The following is an 18,360-nucleotide window of genomic DNA, read 5'->3' on the forward strand; positions in this document are numbered from 1 at the left end:
GGCGGCGTTGCGGCCGGTGGAGCGGGTCGCCCGGCGGGCGCAGGTGGCCGCCTACAACGCATACGTGGAAGAACGCGAACGCGAGCACTGACCCCGGGGAGGCACGGGCACCCCGGCCGGCGGACGGAGTCCGCCGCAGCGAGGCGAAGCCGGAGAGGCGCCCCGGCGCCGAGCCGTGCGAGCCACGCGTCGAGAAGGGGGGCCGGCGGCCAGGGGGGGCGGCGTTGCGGCCGGTGGAGCGGGTCGCCCGGCGGGCGCAGGTGGCCGCCTACAACGCATACGTGGAAGAACGCGAACGCGAGCGCTGACCCCGCGCGGGGGCGGGGCCGCTGACTCCGCGCGCCGACATGGCGAAGCCCGGCTCCCGGGGGATGGCGGGGGCCGGGCTGGGCGGGGGGCGTCAGTGGTTGACGGCGCCGTTGCCGAAGGCCGGGTTGAGCAGGCCGATCACGTTGATCGTGTTGCCCGAGACGTTCACGGGGACGTGGACCGGGACCTGCACCAGGTTGCCGGAGGCGACGCCCGGCGAGTTGAGGGCCTTGCCCTGCGCGTCCGCCCCGTGGGCGGAGGCGACACCCGCACCCGCGGCGACGATGCCACCGGCGACCATGGTGAGGGCAGCGGCCTTCTTCAGGTTCTTCACTTCAGGATCCTCCTGGTATTCGCTGCGGCCGGCCGCCGCAGCACGCCATGGAGAACGCCCCCGCCCCCGCCGGGTTGCGCCGAACGGGGGACATACACCCGACGGTATGAAGATGAGAACGCAGGTGCCCCTTCCGTCCCCTCCGTCTCACGGGGTCAGGCCGTGCCGCACCGCCCACAGCGCCGCCTGCGTGCGGTCCGCCAGGTCGAGCTTCATCAGGATGTTCGACACGTGCGTCTTGACCGTCTTCTCCGACAGGACGAGCGCCCGCGCGATCTCCCGGTTCGACCGGCCGTCGGCGATCAGGCCCAGCACCTCCTGCTCCCGCTCCGTCAGCGTCGACCCGCGTCCCGTCCCCCCGTGCCCTTCCTCCTGGGAGAGCAGCGCCCCGGCCACCTCCGGCTGCAGCAGGACATGGCCCGCGTGCACGGACCTGATCGCACCCGCCAGGGCGTCCGGGTCCACGTCCTTGTAGACGTAACCGGAGGCCCCGGCGCGCAGCGCGGGGACGACCGTGCGCTGCTCGGTGAAGCTCGTGACGATCAGCACCTTCGCCGGGTTCGCCAGCTCGCGCAGCTTCCGCAGCGCCTCGATGCCGTCCATGCCGGGCATCTTGACGTCCATCAGGACCACGTCGGGCCGCAGCTCCTCCGCGCGGGCGACGCCCTCGGCGCCGTCGGAGGCCTCCCCCACGACCTCTATGTCGTCCTGGACCTCGAGGAAGGTCCGCAGGCCGCGCCGCACCACCTGGTGGTCGTCGACCAGCAGGACGCGAATGACCTTCTCAGCCACCAGGAACCTCCATCTCGATCGTGGTGCCCCGGCCCGGCTCCGACGTCACGGTGAGTGTGCCGCCGACCCCGCCCGCCCGGTCGCGCATGGAGACCAGGCCGAGGTGCCGGCCGGCCCGGCGGACCGCACGGGGGTCGAACCCCTTGCCGTCGTCGGCGACGGTGAGCAGCGCGCCCTGCCCGTGCCGGAAGAGGGAGACGGCGACCCGCTCCGGCTCCGCGTGCCGCAGCGCGTTGTGCAGGGCCTCCTGGGCGACCCGGAGCATGGCCTCCTCCTGGGCGGCGGGCAGCGCCCGCACGCCCGTGCTGTCGAAGGTGACGCGGGCGGTGTGGGCCCGGTCGAGCACCTGGATCTGTGTACGGAGGGTGTGGACGAGGCCGTCCTCGTCGAGCGCGGCGGGGCGCAGTTCGACGACGGCGGCGCGCAGCTCGTCCGCCGCCTCGGCGGCGAGCGCGGCGACCTGCTGGAGCTCGCCCTTGGCCCGGGCCGGGTCGCGGTCGACGAGGGCGGCCGCGGCCTGGGCGGTGAGCCGGAGCGAGAAGAGCTTCTGGCTGACGGCGTCGTGCAGCTCGTGGGCGAGGCGCGAGCGCTCCTCGGCGATGGTGAGCTCGCGGCTGCGTTCGTAGAGCCGGGCGTTGGTCAGGGCGATCGCGGCGTGCTGGGCGAGGATCGAGAGCAGTTCCTCGTCCTCCTCCGTGAAGCCGCAGCCGCCGTCCGGCTTGGGGCAGCGCTTGTTGGCGAGGAAGAGGGCGCCGATGGTCTCCTCGCCGTCCTGGATGGGCAGGCCGAGGAAGTCGGACATGTCCGGGTGGGCGGCCGGCCAGCCCTCGAACCGGGGGTCCTCGCGGACGTCGGCGAGTCGCTCGGGCTCGGCCTTGTGGAGCATCGACGCGAGGATGCCGTGCTGGCGGGGCAGCGGGCCGATCGCGCGCCACTGCTCGTCACTGACGCCGTCCACGACGAACTGGGCGAAGCCGCCGTGGTCGTCCGGGACGCCCAGCGCCGCGTACTCGGCGTCGAGGAGCTCACGGGCGGAGGCCACGATCGTCTTGAGGACGTCGCGCACCTCCAGGTGACGGCTCATCGCCAGGAGCGCGGTGCTCACGGCGGCGAGGCCGGAGCTCGGTCGGTGACTCATGCACTCACCGTACCGGTGGGCTGTGACGGTACGTATCCGTCCGGGGACGGCGGTCGCCTAGGCCCCGGGGACTAGGCCGAAGTGCCTTGGGCGGTCGGGGCTCGGGGACGAGGCGGCGGGCGGGGCGGCGGCCGGAGGCTGGATCCATCGCTACGAGAGGGGATGGACGTCATGGCTGTCGCGGTGATCACGGGGGCGTCGAAGGGGCTGGGGCGTGCGCTGGCCGGCGCGCTCGCGGATCGGGGCTGGGATCTGGTGCTCGACGCCCGGACGCCGGAGGCGCTGGAGGAGAGCGCGAGGGCGGCACGCGGGCGGGGGGCGCGGGCGGTGGCGCTCGCCGGGGATGTGACGGACGCGGTCCACCGCCGGGAGCTGGTGGCCGCCGCGAGGGAGCTCGGGGGGCTGGATCTGCTGGTGCACAACGCGAGCGCGCTGGGGGCCGAGCCGCTGGTGCGGCTCGAGGAGCTGTCGCCGGACGGTCTGCGGGCGGCGCTGGAGACGAACGTGGTGGCCGCTCTGGGTCTCGTCCGGGAGGCGCTGCCGCTCCTCAGGGAGAGCGGGGCGGGGTCGGTGGTCGCGGTGACGTCGGACGCGGCGGTGGAGGCGTACGAGACGTGGGGCGGGTACGGGGCGTCGAAGGCGGCGCTCGACCGGCTGATGGCCGTGCTGGCGGTCGAGGAGCCGGGGCTCGGGGTGTGGGCCGTGGACCCCGGGGACATGGCCACGGATCTGTACGCGGCGGCCGTGCCGGACGACGACGATCCGCGTCCGGCGCCGGAGTCGGTGGTGCCGGGGTTCCTCGCGCTGCTCGACCAGAGGCCGCCGAGCGGCCGGTACACGGCCGCGGGGCTCGTCGGGGCGGAGGGGGTCCGATGAGCGTGCTCGAGGCCCTCCGTGTGCCCGCGGAGCTGTCGGCACGGGTACCGGCCGAGCAGCGGGCGCCGGGGCGGGGGCGGGACGACGTACGGCTGCTGGTCTCGTACGGCACGGAGGTGTCGCACCGCGCGTTCCGTGAGCTGCCGGGCGTGCTGAGGGCCGGGGACGTGCTGGTCGTGAACACCAGCGCGACGCTGGCGGCCGCCGTCACCGGCCGGCTGTGCGCCGACGGCGGCGGCGAGCGGGTCGTCGTCCACTTCTCGACGCGTGGGAAGGACGGCCGCTGGGCCGTCGAGGTGCGGGAGCCGGACGGCCGGGGCAGCACCCGGCCGCGGCCGGGCGGCCCGGCCGGGACGGTGGTCCGGCTGCCGGGAGGCGCCCGGCTCGTCCTGACGGAGCCGCTGGCTCCCGGGGCGGCGCGGCTGTGGTGGGCGAGGGCGGACACGCCCGTGCCCGCCCTGCTGGCGCGGTACGGACGCCCGATCCGGTACGGGTACACGGAGCGGGACCAGCCGCTCTCCGCGTACCAGACGGTCTTCTCGCTCCCCTCCCCCGACGGCGCCGGGTCGGCGGAGATGCCGAGCGCGGGGCGGCCGTTCACGGCCCGGCTGGTGACGGAGCTGGTGAGCCGGGGGATCCAGTTCGCCCCGCTCACCCTTCATACGGGTGTGGCGTCGGCGGAGGCGCACGAGCCGCCCTACCCGGAACGCTTCGAGGTGCCGGGGACGACGGCGCGGCTGGTGAACGCGGCGAGGGCGGGCGGGGGCCGGGTCGTGGCCGTGGGGACGACGGCCGTACGGGCGCTGGAGTCGGCCGCGGGCGAGGGGGGTGAGGTGCGGGCGGCGTCCGGGTGGACGGACCTGGTGGTGACCCCGGCGCGCGGGGTACGCGTGGTGGACGGGCTGCTGACCGGGCTGCACGAGCCCCGGGCCTCCCATCTGCTGATGCTGGAGGCGATCGCCGGAGAGGCCGCGCTGCACCAGGCCTACACCGAGGCCGTCCAAGAGCTCTACCTCTGGCACGAGTTCGGCGACGTCCACCTCCTCCTCCCGGAGGAGAGCCCTCACTGAGTGCATTGCGTGAGCAACGCCCGGTGAGGTTGTTACCCGCCCTATGTGAGCCCGCGCATAGGACGCAGGTCACTTACGAAGGCCTCTAGTGGTTCCGTATTGGACAGTTAAGGACCCTATGAGCGGGACCTTTGGGGGTTTTGGTGGGCTATGCGCGCCCCCCTGATCCACTACCTGGGGTCGTACGTCACACCTTTGCCACAGGATTTTGCTGCCGCTAAGAATTGCGTTCGTCGCCGCCGAGCAGGCGCAGCGCCGCCCCGGCCTGAGCGACCCCCCAGCGATTCGAAGAGGTAGTCCCGCATGTCTAACACTCCCGGCCACTATCGCCTGAAGAAGACGCACAAGGCTTCCCTTGCCGGCGTCGCCGCCCTCGGCGCCGTCGCCCTCGGTTTCACCCTGGTCCCCGGCAACGCCGCCGCGGAGACCGAGCCCCAGGCGCTCATGAACAGCCAGCAGGTCGCGCTCGCCTACGACGCGAACAGCCCGCAGGCCAAGGCCCTGCACACGAGCCTCACCGCGCAGCAGGACGCCATCAGCCTCAAGGCCAAGGCCGAGGCGGACGCGAAGGCCGCCGCGGCGGCGAAGGCGAAGGCCGCCAAGGCAGCCGCCGACGCGAAGGCCAAGGCCGACGCCAAGGCAGCCGCCGAGGCCAAGGCCAAGGCCGAGGCGAAGAAGCGCGCCGAGGCGAAGGCCGCCGCGAGCCGTGCCGCCGCCCGCAAGCCCGTCTTCGCGAACAACCTCGACGGCTGGATCCGCGAGGCGCTGTTCATCATGGACAAGCACAACATTCCGGGCACGTACAACGGCCTGCACAAGAACATCATGCGTGAGTCCAGCGGCAACCCGCGGGCCATCAACAACTGGGACATCAACGCCATCAACGGCGTCCCGTCGAAGGGCCTGCTGCAGGTCATCTACCCGACCTTCAAGGCCTACCACATCCCGGGCACCAAGTTCGACCAGTACGACCCGGTCGCCAACCTCGTCGCCGCCGCCAACTACGCGGCCGACCGCTACGGCTCGATCGACAACGTCAACAGCGCGTACTGATCCTGTCGGCGCCTCCCGGCCCGTCAGAACCACGCGAAGGGCGGCACCCCGTGCAGGGGTGCCGCCCTTCGGCGTCTCGTGAGGCCCGTGGTTACTTGCGCATGACCTCGGGCTCGTGGCGGCGCAGCAGGCGCGCCACGACGAAGGCGCAGACGACGCCGATGAGCACGAGGACCGTGAGGTTGAAGCCCCACTGGCCGACCGTGCTGTCCCACAGCGGGTCCAGGTTGGTCGGGTCCTTGGGGTCCCACGGCGGCATCAGGTGGCCGAGGTCGAGTGTGGAACCCGCGGCGGCGATGGCCCAGCGCGAGGGCATGAGCCAGGCGAACTGCTCCAGGCCGGGCGATCCGTACACCTGGAAGAGGATGCCGGTGAACACGACCTGGACGATCGCGAACATGACGAGCAGCGGCATCGTCTTCTCGGCGGTCTTCACCAGCGAGGAGATGACCAGGCCGAACATCATCGAGGTGAAGCCGAGCGCGATGATCGTGACGCAGAGCTCGACGGCCGGCGGCAGGACCAGGCCCTCCTCCGGCAGCTCGCGGGTGGCGAAGCCGATGCCGCAGATGATCACGCCCTGGAGGGCGGTGATCAGGCCGAGCACGATGACCTTGGACATCAGGTACGCCGAGCGGGAGAGGCCGGTCGCCCGCTCCCGTTCGTAGATGACCCGCTCCTTGATCAGCTCACGTACGGAGTTGGCCGCGCCGCTGAAGCACATGCCGACCGCGAGGATCAGCATGATCGTGCCCGCGTCCCCGTTGAAGCGGGACGGCGGTGTGGGCTTGCCGAGGCCGAAGTCGGCGGGGATGACGACGGAGACCGCGCCGAGGACGGCCGGCAGGATCACCATCAGGCCCATGAAGCCCTTGTCGGACGCGATCACCGAGGCGTAGCGGCGGATCAGGGTCCACAGCTGGGAGCCCCAGCCCTGCGGCTTGGGCGGCCTGGCCATGGCCTGCTGCGGCACCTGGACGGGCTGGGCGGCGACGGCGTCGATGTCCGCGGCGTACATCTGGTAGTGCTGCGAGCCCTTCCAGCGGCCCGCCCAGTCGTAGTCGCGGTAGTTCTCGAAGGCGGAGAAGACGTCGGCCCAGGTGCTGTAGCCGAAGAAGTTCAGCGCCTCCTCCGGCGGGCCGAAGTAGGCCACGGAGCCGCCGGGCGCCATCACGAGCAGCTTGTCGCAGAGACCGAGCTCGGCCACCGAGTGCGTGACGACGAGGACCGTGCGGCCGTCGTCGGCGAGGCCGCGCAGCAGCTGCATGACGTCGCGGTCCATGCCCGGGTCGAGACCGGAGGTCGGCTCGTCCAGGAAGATCAGCGACGGCTTGGTGAGGAGCTCCAGGGCGACGGAGACGCGCTTGCGCTGGCCACCGGAGAGGGAGGTGACCTTCTTCTCCTTGTGGATGTCGAGCTTGAGCTCGCGCAGCACCTCGTCGATGCGGGCCTCGCGCTCGGCCGGCGCGGTGTCGCCGGGGAAGCGGAGCTTGGCCGCGTACCGGAGCGCCTTCTGTACGGTCAGCTCCTTGTGCAGGATGTCGTCCTGCGGAACCAGACCGATGCGCTGGCGCAGCTCGGCGAACTGCTTGTAGAGGCTCCGGTTGTCGTAGAGGACGTCGCCCTCGTTGGCCGGGCGGTAGCCGGTGAGCGCCTTGAGCAGCGTGGACTTGCCGGAACCCGAGGGGCCGATGACGCCGATGAGCGACTTCTCCGGGACGCCGAAGCTGACGTCCTTGAGGATCTGCTTGCCGCCGTCGACCGTGACCGTGAGGTGGCGGGCCGAGAAGGAGACCTCGCCGGTGTCGACGAACTCCTCGAGCTGGCCGCCGACCATCCGGAAGGTCGAGTGACCGACACCGACGATGTCGTTCGGGCCGATGAGGACGGAGCCGCCCTTGGCGATCGGCTGACCGTTGACGTACGTGCCGTTGTGAGAGCCGAGGTCGCGGATCTCGAAGCGGCCGTCGGGCGTCGCGTGGAACTCGGCGTGGTGGCGCGAGACCTGGAGGTCGGAGACGACCAGTTCGTTCTCGAGCGCACGACCGATGCGCATGACGTGGCCGAGGGCCAGCTGGTGGAACGTGGTGGGGCTGCGGTCGCCGTAGACCGGCGGCGCCCCCGCGGCGCCGCCTCCCTGGCCGGGCACCTTCTGCGCCAACTGCTCGACGGGGCCGCCCTGCTGGTGCGGGAGGTGCTGCTGCGGGTGCTGGCCCTGCTGCTGGCCCTGCTGCGGCCAGGCCTGCTGCGGGGCCTGGTTCTGGCCCTGCTGCGGCGGAGCCTGATGGGTCGCCCAGTCGGCCTGTGCGGCGGCCTGCTGGGCGTTCGGGGCGGCGTGCGCCGCGGGCTGCTGCGCGGCCTGCTGGGCTGCGGCGGCGAGATTCAGCCGCGGGCCGTCGGTCGCGTTGCCGAGGTGCACCGCGGATCCGGGGGCGATCTCCATCTGGTGGATCCGCTGCCCCTGGACGAAGGTGCCGTTGGTCGAGCCGTGGTCCTCGATGACCCAACTCCGGCCGCCCCAGCTGATGGTGGCGTGTCGCCACGAGACCCTGGCGTCGTCGATCACCAGGTCACCCTGTGGATCGCGTCCCAGGGTGTACGACCTGGACGGATCGAGCGTCCAGGTCCTTCCGTTCAATTCCAGTACGAGTTCTGGCACTCCATGCCCCACTATTTGTCCCCCGATGTACCCCCGTCGCGGGAGTCTTAGGGATGGCGAACATCGGGGGGAACTATTTCAGGCCGGGCCCGTACTCCGAAAGTCGGGCCGTGTGAAGACCCCGCAGAGAGGCGTTCGGCACGTCGTCCGGCGAGCCGCCGGAAGCCACCGGGACGGCGGTGCGGTCGCCGGCGGGACGCGAGCCGTCGGGGGGCGCCGTACGAACCGCGGCGCGAGCCGGGGAGGGAGCGGTGCGGTGCCTCGAGCCGTGGTGCGAGCCTGGGAGGGAGTGGTGCCGCGAGCCGTGGTGCGAGCCGTGGGGTGAGAGCTACGGTGGCTGGTGTGCGGCCGGCCGGGTGTCCGGTACGCGGGACGGGGTGACTGGTGGCACGCAGTGCCCGATACGGTGGAAGCACCATGAGCGCATCGCAGACCTCAGACGTTCCCACCCTTCTCGTCAAGATCTTCGGGAAGGACCGTCCCGGGATCACCGCCGGGCTCTTCGACACCCTCGCCGCCTACTCCGTCGACGTCGTGGACATCGAGCAGGTCGTCTCCCGCGGCCGCCTCGTCCTGTGCGCGCTCGTCACCGAGCCGACCGTCGCCTCCCAGGGCGAGCTGCGGGCGACGGTCCACAGCTGGGCGGAGTCGCTGAAGCTCCAGGCCGAGATCATCTCCGGCACCGGTGACAACCGTCCGCGCGGCAGCGGCCGCTCGCACGTCACCGTGCTCGGGCACCCGCTGACCGCCGAGCAGACCGCCGCCATAACGGCGAGGATCGCCGGGACCGGCGGCAACATCGACCGTATCTTCCGGCTGGCGAAGTATCCGGTGACGGCCGTCGAGTTCGCCGTCTCGGGCTGCGAGACCGAGCCGCTGCGGACCGCGCTCGCCACCGAGGCGCACGGCATCGGCGTGGACGTCGCCGTCGTCTCGGCCGGTCTGCACCGCCGCGCCCAGCGGCTGGTCGTCATGGACGTCGACTCCACGCTCATCCAGGACGAGGTGATCGAGCTCTTCGCGGCGCACGCGGGCTGCGAGGACAAGGTCGCCGAGGTCACCGCGGCCGCGATGCGCGGCGAGCTGGACTTCGAGCAGTCCCTCCACGCGCGCGTGGAGCTGCTGGCCGGGCTCGACGCCTCCGTGGTGGAGAAGGTCCGCACCGAGGTACGGATGACCCCCGGCGCCCGCACCCTCATCCGTACGCTCAAGCGGCTCGGGTACCAGGTCGGTGTGGTCTCGGGCGGGTTCACCCAGGTCACGGACGACCTCAAGGAACGCCTCGGGCTCGACTTCGCCTCGGCCAACACGCTGGAGGTCGTGGATGGGAAGCTGACGGGCCGCGTCACCGGGGAGATCGTGGACCGGGCGGGCAAGGCTCGGCTGCTGCGCCGCTTCGCGGCGGAGGCGGGTGTGCCGTTGTCGCAGACCGTGGCGATCGGTGACGGCGCCAACGACCTCGACATGCTGAACGCGGCGGGGCTCGGCGTGGCCTTCAACGCCAAGCCGGTGGTGCGCGAGGCGGCGCACACCGCCGTGAACGTCCCCTTCCTCGACACCGTCCTGTATCTCCTCGGGATCACCCGTGAGGAGGTCGAGGCGGCGGACGGCGACGAGGACGTGCTGCACTGAGCCGCCCCGTACGGCTGTGTACGGCAGAAGGCCCGGTCACCCCTCGGTGACCGGGCCTGCCGTCGTACACGACGGAACACGCGAGGCGACGGGTGTACGGCGGTGTACGGAGCGTACGGATCAGTCGTGCGGCGCCCAGTAGTCGAGCAGCGTCCCGACCCCGTGCTCCACGGACTTCCAGGAGCCGTCGAAGCCCAGGACGGCGAAGGCCGCGGTCGGGAAGCCTCCCCGGTTCATCCGGACCGCGCTGTCGCCCTCCGCCGCGCCGGCGAGGGCGTCGGAGAGCGCGTGCATGCCGGGGTTGTGGCCGATCACGAGGACGTTCCTCACCTCGTCGGAGACCTCGTTGAGCAGGGCGATCAGTTCACCGAGCGAGGCTTCGTAGAGTCGCTCCTCGTAGACGGTCCTGGGTCGGTGCGGCAGCTCCTGCACGGCCAGTTTCCAGGTCTCGCGGGTCCTGGCGGCGGTCGAACAGAGGGCCAGATCGAAGGTGATCCCGGTGTCGGCGAGCTTTCGGCCGGCCACGGGGGCGTCCGTGCGACCGCGCTCGGCGAGCGGTCGCTCGTGGTCGGACACCTGGGGCCAGTCGGCCTTGGCATGCCGGAGCAGCACAATCCTGCGGGGTGTATCGACGCTCATGGGCTCCAGCTTCCCATGAAACGGGCCACCGGGCGCAGGGTGTTGGGTCGCCCGCGGGCCCGGCGGTCAGCGGGGCAGCGTCTGCTGGATCTGCTCCAGAAGACGGCCGACCGCGGGGTCGCCCTCGGCCGCGTGCGCCCCGCCCGGTCCGGCGATGAGCAGGAAGAGGGCGACGAACGCGGCGACGGGCAGGACGAGTGCCCACCAGGGCAGCCGGGTGTCGACGCCGCCTGCGGACGGGGGCGGGGTCCGGGTGTGCGTGCGGGCCGGCATGGCCGCCTCCGTGGGGTCGGGACGACGTCCGCAGCGGTGACTGCGGCGATGTCTCCACGCTACGGAGCGCGGCCCCGCGAGCCCATCAGGTGATCCACCCACTTCACCCTGACACTCACCCCCTAGGGGATGGTGGGGTTACCCCCACCCGGTGCGGGTCAGGGGGAGGCGACGGTGGCGATGACGGCGATCACGACCGAGATGGCGAGCATCGCGCCGAGCACGAGCAGCAGCTTCTTCTGGCCGTTCTGGGGATTCGGGTCGAGCACTGGCATGGGGACAGTCTCGCATCTCAGCATTCGTCCTCGACCGTCCGGGCCCTGCCCGCGAGGCTGCCGACGATCATCTGCGGGATCATCAGCCCGGCCATCAGCGCGATCGGCAGTCCCCAGCCGCCGCTGTGCTGGTAGAGGACGCCGACCAGGAGCGGGCCGGGGATGGAGATGAGGTAGCCGACGCTCTGCGCGAAGGCGGAGAGCCGGACGACGCCGGCGCCGGAGCGCGAGCGCAGGCCGATCATGGTGAGCGCGAGCGGGAAGGCGCAGTTGGAGACGCCGAGGAGCAGCGCCCAGACCCAGGCGCCCCCGGCGGGTGCGACGTAGAGGCCGCTGTAGCCGACGAGACCGCACAGGCCCAGGGCGACGACGATCGGGCCCTGGTTCCTGAGCCGGGTCGCGAGGCCGGGGATGACGAACGCGAGCGGGACGCCCATGACCATGGTGACCGCGAGGAGCACGCCGGCGGTGCCGGCGGGGACACCGGCGTCGCGGAAGATCTGCGGCATCCAGCCCATGGTGATGTACGCGCCGGTGGCCTGGAGGCCGAAGAAGGCGGCGAGGGCCCAGGCGGTGCGGCTGCGGGTGATCCGGAGCGGGGCGGCCGCCTCGGGAGCGGTGGCGGACGGGGCGGTCGCGGTGGGCGCGGTTCCGGGTGCCCGGTCGGCGGACGCCCGGGTGACGCGGTCGCGGACGAGCGGGATCCAGGGCAGGACGGCGAGGGCGGCGAGGACGGCCCAGACGCCGATGCCGGTGCGCCAACTGCCGCCCAGCGCCTCGGTCATGGGCACGGTCGCGGCGGCGGCCAGGGAGGTGCCGAGGGCGAGCGCCATGGAGTAGAGCCCGGTCATGCTGCCGACGCGGTCGGGGAAGTACCGCTTGACGATGACGGGCATGAGGACGTTGCTGACCGCGATGCCCATGAGCGCGAGGGCGCTGGCGGCGAGGAAGCCGACGGTGCCCGAGGCGAAGGGGCGGATCGCGAGGCCCGCGAAGATCGCCGCCATGCCGGCGCAGACGACGGCGGAGGGGCCGAAGCGGCGGGCGAGGCGGGGCGCGGTGATGCCGAAGACCGCGAAGCAGAGCGGGGGGACGGAGGTGAGGACGCCGGCCACGCTGCCGCTCATGTGGAGCCCGTCGCGGACCTCTTCGAGGAGCGCGCCCAGGCTGGTGATGGCGGGGCGGAGGTTGAGCGCGGCGAGCACCAGGGCGACGACGACGAGCCGGGTGATCCAGACGGCCGGCCGGTCCGGTGCGGGAGAATCCCCCGTGGTGGCGGACGTGGCGGTGACGGAGGTGCGGGCCGGCGGGGCGGCGGTCTCGAGGGTCTGCGGCTCGTCATGCATGAGCGCCATCATAGAATCATGGGATGATTGGTTGTCCAATCCGCAACCACTCTCTATACCTAGGGAAGGTGTGCCATGGCGCTCGGCTCCCCCCGGCGTTCCGGGCTCTCCGATCAGGTGATCGCAGAGCTGCGGAACCAGATCACCTCCGGTGAGTGGCCGGTCGGGTCGCGGATCCCGACCGAACCGGAGCTGGTCGAGCAGCTGGGCGTGGCCCGCAACACCGTGCGCGAGGCCGTCCGGGCGCTCGCGCACAACGGGCTGCTCGACATCCGGCAGGGCTCGGGGACGTACGTCATCGCGACGAGCGAACTGGCGGGCGTCATGCACCGGCGGTTCGCCGACTCCGATCCGCGCCACATCGCGGAGCTGCGCTCGACCCTGGAGGCCTCAGCGGCCCGGCTCGCGGCGCAGCGGCGCACGGAGCGGGACATGAAGCAGCTGGACGCGCTGCTGGCGGGCCGCGAGGAGGCGTTCGCCTCCGGGGACACCGAGCGGTTCGTGATGGCGGACGGCGCGTTCCACCACGCGGTGGTGATCGCCTCGCACAACGAGGTGCTCACCGAGCTCTACGCCGACCTCGGCCACGTCCTGCGCCAGTGGCTGCGGGACGACGTGGGCCACGAGCTGCGGCCCGAGCACCACATGGACCACGCGCGTCTGGTGGAGGCGATCCGGGCCGGGGACGCGGACACGGCGGCGGCCGAGGCCGCGGGCTATCCGTTCATGTGCCTGAGGAACCTGGGACCTACGGAGGGTGCTCGGCCGGCTGGTGCGTGAGCCAGGCGGAGCGCACCTCCTTCCAGCAGCGGCCGGTGAGCTCGGCGTAGGCGGTCGGGCCGACCTCGACGGGGGTGCTGTCGGTGTCCACGTCCCACCAGCGGTCGCACTCGACGTGCAGCTGGACGCGGTCGGTGGTGGGGTACGGGTTCTGGCAGTACGCGGTGACCCGGGAGCCCTCGACGACCGTCTGGCACGAGGCCCCGAAGTTCTCGGGCTCTTGCGCCACCGGCGCGGGCGGCGCCTCCGCGGGGGCGGAGGCGGCGCGGACCTCGGCGGCGACGGCGAGGCCGGCCAGGAGTGCGACGGCCGACGCGAGAGCGGCGACCCTGCGGTGCGGCGCGCGCATACCCGTACCTCCTCCCCGTCAGTAACCGGACGTCACGCTCCGGTCCAGTCTGAGGTGGTTCGCCCGACTTTTCGACTCGGGCGGTCGTCCTCCCGTACGACTCCGGACGTCGAAGGCACGACGAAGGCACGACGAAGGCCGGGCGGCCCTCCCGTGGAGGACCGCCCGGCCTTGGCTACGCGCGTGTGGAGGCGCTCAGGCGCCGATCGCGTGCAGACCGCCGTCGACGTGGACGATCTCGCCCGTGGTCTTCGGGAACCAGTCGGAGAGCAGGGCGACGACGCCACGGCCGGCCGGCTCCGGGTCGGCGAGGTCCCAGGCCAGCGGCGAACGGCTGTCCCAGACCGCCGCCAGCTCGCTGAAGCCGGGGATCGACTTCGCGGCCATCGAGCCGATCGGACCCGCCGAGATCAGGTTGCAGCGGATCTCCTGCTTGCCCAGGTCACGCGCCATGTAGCGGTTCGTGGCCTCGAGCGCCGCCTTGGCCGGGCCCATCCAGTCGTACTGCGGCCAGGCGAACTGCGCGTCGAAGGTGAGGCCGACGACCGAGCCGCCCTGGTGCATCAGCGGCAGCAGGGCCATCGTCAGGGACTTCAGCGAGAAGGCCGAGACGTGCATGGCGGTGGCCACCGACTCGAACGGCGTGTTCAGGAAGTTGCCGCCGAGCGCGTCCTGCGGGGCGAAGCCGATGGAGTGGACGATGCCGTCCAGACGGTCGCCGAGGTGCTCGCGGACCTGGCCCTCCAGGCGGGCGAGGTGCTCGTCGTTGGAGACGTCCAGCTCCAGGACCTTGACCTTGTCGGGCTCCGGCAGCTTCTTGGCGATGCGCTCGGTCAGCGTCGGACGCGGCCACGCGGTGAGGATGATCTCCGCGCCCTGCTCCTGGGCCAGCTTCGCGGTGTGGAAGGCGATGGAGGACTCCATCAGCACACCGGTGATCAGGATGCGCTTGCCCTCGAGAATTCCGCTCATGGTGATCAGTGACCCATGCCCAATCCGCCGTCAACCGGGATGACGGCTCCAGTGATGTACGAGGCGTCGTCGGAGGCGAGGAACTTCACCGCGGCGGCGATCTCCCCGGGCTGCGCGTAGCGGCCCAGCGGCACCTGGGACACGATGCCCGCGCGCTGCTCCTCGGTCAGCACCGCGGTCATGTCGGTGTCGACAAAACCGGGGGCGACGACATTGAACGTGATGTTGCGCGAGCCGAGCTCTCGGGCCAGGGAGCGGGCGAAGCCGACGAGGCCGGCCTTCGAGGCGGCGTAGTTCGCCTGCCCCGCCGAGCCGAGGAGGCCGACGACCGAGGAGATCAGGACGACACGGCCCTTCTTGGCCCGCAGCATGCCGCGGTTGGCGCGCTTGACCACCCGGAAGGTGCCGGTCAGGTTGGTGTCGAGGACGGACGTGAAGTCCTCCTCGCTCATGCGCATCAGGAGCTGGTCCTTGGTGACCCCGGCGTTCGCCACCAGGACCTCGACCGGACCGTGCTTCTCCTCGATCTCCTTGTACGCCTGCTCGACCTGCTCACCGTCGGTGATGTCGCACTTGACGGCCAGGAAGCCGGCCGGCGGCTCACCGGAGCGGTACGTGATCGCGACCTTGTCGCCTGCATCGGCGAACGCGCGGGCGATGGCGAGGCCGATGCCCCGGTTGCCTCCGGTGACGAGAACCGAGCGGCTCAACGGATCACCCTTTCGATAGCGGTCTGAATGCCAGAAACCTATCGGTCCGCTTACGCCCACGAGGACTCGGCCCCTGACAGTGGCGTACGGATGTCACTGTCGGATCCCTACATAAAGCTCTGGGCGTGGCGGCCGAAAGCGCGACATGATCGGGGATGACCGGTCTCACACGACAGGAGACAGCTGTGCCATCTGGCATCCATTCCATCGACGCGGCCTTCACGGCGCTGCCGCTGCGGGCGCTCGCCGACGCCGCGCTCGCACGCGCGCGTGCCCTCGGCTCCGACCATGCCGACTTCCGTCTGGAGCGGGTGCGCAGCGCCTCGTGGCGGCTGCGCGACGCCAAGCCCTCGGGGTCGTCGGACACCACGGACCTCGGATACGCGGTGCGGGTGGTGCACGGCGGGGCCTGGGGGTTCGCCTCCGGGGTCGATCTGACCATGGACGGGGCGGCGCGGGTCGCCTCGCAGGCCGTCGCCATGGCCAAGCTGTCCGCCCAGGTGATCGCGGCGGCCGGGTCGGACGAGAGGGTGGAGCTCGCCGAGGAGCCGGTGCACGCGGAGAAGACGTGGATCTCGGCGTACGAGATCAACCCCTTCGACATCCCCGGCGCCGAGAAGAGCGCGCTGCTCGCCGAATGGAGCGAGCGGCTGCTGCGGGCGGACGGCGTGGCGCACGTGGACGCCTCGCTGATGACCGTCCAGGAGAACAAGTTCTACGCGGACACGGCGGGCACCGTCACCACCCAGCAGCGGGTCCGGTTGCACCCGCAGCTCACCGCGGTCGCCGTCGACGAGACGACGGGCGAGTTCGACTCGATGCGGACGATCGCGCCGCCCGTCGGCCGGGGCTGGGAGTATCTCACCGGCACCGGCTGGGACTGGGACGCGGAGCTGGAGCGGATCCCGGACCTGCTCGCCGAGAAGATGCGCGCGCCGAGCGTGGAGGCGGGGACGTACGACCTGGTGGTCGACCCGTCGAACCTCTGGCTGACGATCCACGAGTCGATCGGCCACGCCACCGAGCTCGACCGGGCGCTGGGGTACGAGGCGGCGTACGCCGGGACCTCGTTCGCCACGTTCGACCAGCTGGGGAAGCTGGCGTACGGCTCGTCGATCATGAACGTGACGGGTGACCGCACCGCCGAGCACGGTCTCGCGACGATCGGGTACGACGACGAGGGCGTCGAGGGGCAGAGCTGGGACCTGGTGAAGGACGGCACGCTCGTCGGCTACCAGCTGGACCGGCGGATCGCGAAGCTGACGGGGCTGGGCCGGTCGAACGGCTGCGCGTTCGCCGACTCCCCCGGCCATGTGCCCGTGCAGCGGATGGCGAACGTCTCGCTCCAGCCCGACCCGGGCGGCCTCTCCACGGAGGATCTGATCGGGGGCGTCGAGCGCGGCATCTACGTGGTCGGCGACCGCTCGTGGTCGATCGACATGCAGCGGTACAACTTCCAGTTCACCGGGCAGCGCTTCTACCGCATCGAGAACGGCAAGCTGGCCGGACAGCTGCGCGACGTCGCGTACCAGGCGACGACGACCGACTTCTGGGGCTCGATGGAGAAGGTCGGCGGCCCGCAGACGTACGTCCTGGGCGGCGCGTTCAACTGCGGCAAGGCCCAGCCGGGCCAGGTCGCGGCGGTCTCCCACGGCTGCCCGTCCGCCCTCTTCCGGGGCGTCAACATCTTGAACACCACGCAGGAGGCCGGGCGATGAGCTCCCGTTTCACCAAGCCGTACGAGATCGTCGAGCGGGCACTCGAACTGTCCCGGGCGGACGGCTGCGTCGTCATCGCCGACGAGGAGTCCTCCGCCAACCTGCGCTGGGCGGGCAACGCCCTGACGACGAACGGCGTGACCCGGGGCCGTACGCTCACCGTGGTCGCGACCGTCGACGGCGCGCAGGGGACGGCGTCCGGTGTGGTCTCGCGCTCCGCCGTGAGCGTCGACGACCTGGAGCCGCTGGTGCGGGCGGCCGAGGCCGCGGCACGGGCCGCCGGTCCCGCCGAGGACGCCCAGCCGCTCGTCGAAGGCGTGGACGCCTCCCCGGACTTCACCGACGCGCCGGCCGAGACCACCTCCGCCGTCTTCACGGACTTCGCGCCCGCGCTCGGCGAGGCCTTCGCCCGCGCCCGGGCGGGCGGCCGTGAGCTGTACGGCTTCGCCAACCACGAGCTGACCTCGACCTACCTCGGTACGTCGACGGGGCTGCGGCTGCGGCACGACCAGCCCAACGGCACCCTGGAGCTCAACGCCAAGTCGCCCGACCGCTCGCGGTCCGCGTGGGCCGGGCGCTCGACGCGGGACTTCAAGGACGTCGACCCGGGGGCGCTCGACGCCGACCTGGCGAAGCGGCTCGGCTGGGCGGAGCGCAGGATCGAGCTGCCCGCCGGCCGGTACGAGACGCTGCTTCCGCCGACCGCCGTGGCCGACCTGCTGATCTACCAGCTGTGGTCCTCGGCGGCCCGCGACGCGGTGGAGGGCCGGACGGTCTTCTCGAAGCCGGGCGGTGGCACGCGACTCGGCGAGACGCTCTCCCCCCTGCCGCTGACCCTGCGCAGCGATCCGAACGAGCCGGGTCTGGAGTCGGCTCCCTTCGTGATCGCGCACTCCTCGGGCGACGACTCCTCCGTCTTCGACAACGGGCTGCCGCTGATGCCGATCGACTGGGTGCGGGAAGGCAGGCTGGAGCATCTGATCACCACCCGGCACACCGCGGCGCTCACCCGGCTGCCCGTGGCACCGGGGGCGGGAAACCTGATCCTGGACGGCGGCGGCGAGCGGTCGCTGGAGGAGATGGTGGCCTCCACCGAGCGGGGTCTGCTGCTGACCTGCCTCTGGTACATCCGCGAGGTGGACCCGGCGACGCTGCTGCTGACGGGGCTGACCCGGGACGGCGTCTACCTCGTCGAGAACGGCGAGGTGGTCGGCGAGGTGAACAACTTCCGGTTCAACGAGTCGCCGGTGGACCTGCTGTCGCGGGCCTCGGAGGCGGGCCGGACGGAGAAGACGCTGCCGCGCGAGTGGAGCGACTGGTTCACCAGGGCCGCGATGCCGGCACTGCGGGTGCCGGACTTCAACATGAGCTCGGTCAGCAAGGGTGTCTGACCCCCATAGACTGAGTCACGGCGTGACAACCATCAACCAAGGAG

The 18,360-nt window shown here is 71.8% G+C and carries 18 protein-coding genes; 7 read left to right on the plus strand and 11 right to left on the minus strand.

What is annotated here, in order from left to right; all coding sequences use genetic code 11:
• Window positions 1-400: 400 nt before the first annotated feature.
• From ACZ3IJ_RS34620 to ACZ3IJ_RS34630, 3 genes are all read right to left on the minus strand, one after another.
• Entirely contained in the window at window positions 401-643 is a 243-nt protein-coding gene (locus ACZ3IJ_RS34620; RefSeq protein WP_391798110.1) for a chaplin, read from the minus strand.
• Window positions 644-790: 147 nt separating this feature from the next.
• The gene (locus ACZ3IJ_RS34625) at window positions 791-1,435 is read right to left on the minus strand and encodes a response regulator transcription factor (protein ID WP_352192482.1); all 645 of its coding nucleotides are present in this window, start codon (window positions 1,433-1,435) and stop codon (window positions 791-793) included.
• Complete coding sequence (locus tag ACZ3IJ_RS34630; protein WP_467474936.1) at window positions 1,428-2,573, minus strand: GAF domain-containing sensor histidine kinase; 1,146 nt, start codon at window positions 2,571-2,573, stop codon at window positions 1,428-1,430. The genes ACZ3IJ_RS34625 and ACZ3IJ_RS34630 overlap by 8 nt, the downstream gene beginning before the upstream one ends.
• 171 nt (window positions 2,574-2,744) lie before the next feature.
• Here ACZ3IJ_RS34630 and ACZ3IJ_RS34635 point away from each other — a divergent pair, with 171 nt between their 5' ends.
• The 3 genes from ACZ3IJ_RS34635 to ACZ3IJ_RS34645 all read left to right on the plus strand — a co-directional run bounded on the left by ACZ3IJ_RS34635 (window position 2,745) and on the right by ACZ3IJ_RS34645 (window position 5,572).
• Window positions 2,745-3,449, plus strand: coding sequence for an SDR family NAD(P)-dependent oxidoreductase (locus tag ACZ3IJ_RS34635; protein ID WP_467474938.1), 705 nt, complete (start codon window positions 2,745-2,747; stop codon window positions 3,447-3,449).
• A gap of 2 nt (window positions 3,450-3,451) precedes the next feature.
• Window positions 3,452-4,519: an S-adenosylmethionine:tRNA ribosyltransferase-isomerase gene (locus ACZ3IJ_RS34640; RefSeq protein WP_467475024.1), complete on the plus strand. Its 1,068-nt coding sequence runs from the start codon at window positions 3,452-3,454 to the stop codon at window positions 4,517-4,519.
• A gap of 303 nt (window positions 4,520-4,822) precedes the next feature.
• Entirely contained in the window at window positions 4,823-5,572 is a 750-nt protein-coding gene (locus tag ACZ3IJ_RS34645; protein WP_467474940.1) for a transglycosylase SLT domain-containing protein, read from the plus strand.
• A gap of 91 nt (window positions 5,573-5,663) precedes the next feature.
• Here the strand turns inward: ACZ3IJ_RS34645 and ACZ3IJ_RS34650 are convergent, their stop codons facing one another.
• Window positions 5,664-8,243: an ABC transporter ATP-binding protein/permease gene (locus ACZ3IJ_RS34650; protein WP_467474942.1), complete on the minus strand. Its 2,580-nt coding sequence runs from the start codon at window positions 8,241-8,243 to the stop codon at window positions 5,664-5,666.
• A gap of 405 nt (window positions 8,244-8,648) precedes the next feature.
• Between ACZ3IJ_RS34650 and serB the strand changes: the two genes are divergently transcribed.
• Window positions 8,649-9,863, plus strand: coding sequence for a phosphoserine phosphatase SerB (serB, locus tag ACZ3IJ_RS34655; RefSeq protein WP_467474944.1), 1,215 nt, complete (start codon window positions 8,649-8,651; stop codon window positions 9,861-9,863).
• Between the two features lie 120 nt (window positions 9,864-9,983).
• On the opposite strand, the gene ACZ3IJ_RS34660 is transcribed toward serB, so the two are convergent.
• The 4 genes from ACZ3IJ_RS34660 to ACZ3IJ_RS34675 form a co-directional block, all read right to left on the minus strand.
• Window positions 9,984-10,502 carry a SixA phosphatase family protein gene (locus tag ACZ3IJ_RS34660; protein ID WP_467474946.1) on the minus strand — a complete coding sequence of 173 codons (519 nt, stop codon included), beginning with the start codon at window positions 10,500-10,502 and terminating at the stop codon, window positions 9,984-9,986.
• 66 nt (window positions 10,503-10,568) lie between these two features.
• Complete coding sequence (locus tag ACZ3IJ_RS34665) at window positions 10,569-10,775, minus strand: hypothetical protein (protein ID WP_467474948.1); 207 nt, start codon at window positions 10,773-10,775, stop codon at window positions 10,569-10,571.
• A 158-nt stretch (window positions 10,776-10,933) separates the two neighbouring features.
• The gene (locus tag ACZ3IJ_RS34670; RefSeq protein ID WP_352192473.1) at window positions 10,934-11,050 is read right to left on the minus strand and encodes an SGM_5486 family transporter-associated protein; all 117 of its coding nucleotides are present in this window, start codon (window positions 11,048-11,050) and stop codon (window positions 10,934-10,936) included.
• Window positions 11,051-11,067: 17 nt separating this feature from the next.
• Window positions 11,068-12,396 carry a CynX/NimT family MFS transporter gene (locus tag ACZ3IJ_RS34675; protein WP_467474950.1) on the minus strand — a complete coding sequence of 443 codons (1,329 nt, stop codon included), beginning with the start codon at window positions 12,394-12,396 and terminating at the stop codon, window positions 11,068-11,070.
• Window positions 12,397-12,471: 75 nt separating this feature from the next.
• Here ACZ3IJ_RS34675 and ACZ3IJ_RS34680 point away from each other — a divergent pair, with 75 nt between their 5' ends.
• Window positions 12,472-13,176 carry a FadR/GntR family transcriptional regulator gene (locus tag ACZ3IJ_RS34680; protein WP_467474952.1) on the plus strand — a complete coding sequence of 235 codons (705 nt, stop codon included), beginning with the start codon at window positions 12,472-12,474 and terminating at the stop codon, window positions 13,174-13,176.
• Here the strand turns inward: ACZ3IJ_RS34680 and ACZ3IJ_RS34685 are convergent.
• From ACZ3IJ_RS34685 to fabG, 3 genes are all read right to left on the minus strand, one after another.
• Window positions 13,145-13,525: a hypothetical protein gene (locus ACZ3IJ_RS34685; RefSeq protein WP_467474954.1), complete on the minus strand. Its 381-nt coding sequence runs from the start codon at window positions 13,523-13,525 to the stop codon at window positions 13,145-13,147. The two genes, ACZ3IJ_RS34680 and ACZ3IJ_RS34685, sit on opposite strands and share 32 nt — an antisense overlap.
• Before the next feature lie 195 nt (window positions 13,526-13,720).
• Window positions 13,721-14,497, minus strand: coding sequence for an enoyl-ACP reductase FabI (gene fabI, locus ACZ3IJ_RS34690; protein ID WP_467474956.1), 777 nt, complete (start codon window positions 14,495-14,497; stop codon window positions 13,721-13,723).
• Window positions 14,498-14,502: 5 nt separating this feature from the next.
• Window positions 14,503-15,207 (minus strand): 3-oxoacyl-[acyl-carrier-protein] reductase, encoded by a 705-nt coding sequence (fabG, locus tag ACZ3IJ_RS34695; protein ID WP_391798098.1) that lies wholly within the window; start codon window positions 15,205-15,207, stop codon window positions 14,503-14,505.
• A 197-nt stretch (window positions 15,208-15,404) separates the two neighbouring features.
• On the opposite strand from fabG, the gene ACZ3IJ_RS34700 reads away from it, so the two are divergent.
• Complete coding sequence (locus tag ACZ3IJ_RS34700; RefSeq protein ID WP_467475026.1) at window positions 15,405-16,925, plus strand: TldD/PmbA family protein; 1,521 nt, start codon at window positions 15,405-15,407, stop codon at window positions 16,923-16,925.
• Window positions 16,922-18,316 (plus strand): metallopeptidase TldD-related protein, encoded by a 1,395-nt coding sequence (locus ACZ3IJ_RS34705; RefSeq protein ID WP_467474959.1) that lies wholly within the window; start codon window positions 16,922-16,924, stop codon window positions 18,314-18,316. Before ACZ3IJ_RS34700 ends, ACZ3IJ_RS34705 begins: the two co-directional genes overlap by 4 nt.
• The last annotated feature ends 44 nt before the right edge of the window (window positions 18,317-18,360 follow it).

The organism is Streptomyces sp. NPDC013317, from assembly GCF_055563155.1.